This window comes from Humibacter sp., from assembly GCF_035547335.1.
GTDB lineage: Bacteria > Actinomycetota > Actinomycetes > Actinomycetales > Microbacteriaceae > Humibacter.
Map to the genome: position 1 here is coordinate 1 of NZ_DASZVF010000049.1, position 1,733 is coordinate 1,733.

Genomic DNA, 1,733 nt, shown 5'->3' on the forward strand with positions numbered 1-1,733 from the left:
CCCGAGTCGTTGCGCGGGAAGCGCCTGGTGTCGCTCGACCTGGCGGCGATGGTCGCGGGTGCGAAGTACCGCGGCGAGTTCGAGGAGCGGCTCAAGGCCGTCCTCGCCGAGATCAAGGACAGCGACGGGCAGGTCGTCACCTTCATCGACGAGCTGCACACCGTCGTCGGCGCCGGCTCGGCGGGCGAGGGCGCGATGGATGCCGGCAACATGCTCAAGCCGATGCTCGCGCGCGGTGAGCTGCGGCTGATCGGCGCGACCACGCTGGACGAGTACCGCGAGTCGATCGAGAAGGACCCGGCGCTCGAGCGCCGCTTCGCGCCGGTGATGGTGGGTGAGCCGTCGGTCGAGGACACCATCGCGATCCTGCGTGGCCTGAAGGGTCGCTACGAGGCCCACCACAAGGTCGAGATCACCGACGCGTCGCTCGTCGCGGCCGCGACGCTGTCCAACCGCTACATCACGTCGCGGTTCCTGCCCGACAAGGCGATCGACCTGATCGACGAGGCCGCGTCGCGGCTGCGGATGGAGATCGACTCGCGACCGGTCGAGATCGACGAGCTGCAGCGCGCCGTCGACCGGTTGCGCATGGAGGAGATGGCCCTCGAGCGCGAGGACGACGTTGCTTCGCGGGAGCGGCTGGAGAAGCTGCGCGCGGAGCTCGCGGACAAAAACGAGCAGCTCGCCGCCCTCAACGCACGGTGGGAGCGCGAGAAGACCGGCCTGAACCGGGTGGGTGACCTCAAGCAGCGCCTCGACGCGTTGCGCACCCAGGCCGAAGCCGCTCAGCGGGCAGGTGACCTCGAGACCGCGGGCCGGTTGCTCTACGGCGAGATCCCGGCGGCCGAGGCCGAGCTGGCGTCTGCCGCAGCGGCCGAGCAGGCGGCAGATGCCGCCGTCGCGCCGATGGTCAAGGAAGAGGTCGGCCCCGACGACGTCGCCGAGGTGGTCGCGTCCTGGACCGGGATCCCGGCCGGTCGGCTGCTCGAAGGCGAGACCGAGAAGCTGCTGCGGATGGAGGCGGCCCTCGAGGCGCGTGTCGTCGGCCAGGACACGGCAGTGCGGGCGGTGTCGGACGCGGTCCGGCGTGCCCGCTCCGGCATCGCCGACCCGGACCGCCCCACCGGCTCGTTCCTGTTCCTGGGGCCCACCGGGGTCGGCAAGACGGAGCTGGCCAAGGCGCTGGCGGAGTTCCTGTTCGACGACGAGCGCGCCATGGTGCGCATCGACATGAGCGAGTACGCCGAGAAGCACTCGGTGGCCCGGCTGGTCGGCGCCCCGCCCGGCTACGTCGGCTACGACCAGGGCGGGCAGCTCACCGAGGCGGTGCGCCGCAGGCCGTACACGGTGGTGCTGCTCGACGAGGTGGAGAAGGCGCACTCCGACGTCTTCGACGTGCTGCTGCAGGTGCTCGACGACGGGCGGCTCACCGACGGGCAGGGCCGCACGGTGGACTTCCGCAACACCATCCTGGTGCTCACCTCCAACCTGGGCTCCGCTGCGCTGGCCGACGCGTCACTGGACGAGCAGCAGCGCACCGACGCGGTGCTCGGCGTGGTGCGCAGGCACTTCAAGCCGGAGTTCCTGAACCGGCTGGACGACCTGGTGGTGTTCCACGCGCTGTCCACCGAGGAGCTCACCTCCATCGTGGACATCCAGATCGCGCAGCTGGCCAGGCGGCTGGCGGCCAGGCGGCTGCAGCTGCAGGTCACCGACGCGGCCAGAGAGTGGCT

General features: G+C 71.0%; 1 protein-coding gene. It reads left to right on the plus strand.

Annotated elements, in window-relative coordinates; genetic code table 11:
- Positions 1 to 1,733 (plus strand): ATP-dependent Clp protease ATP-binding subunit (locus VHB92_RS10615; RefSeq protein WP_325453722.1); only part of this gene is annotated, 1,733 nt, incomplete at both ends.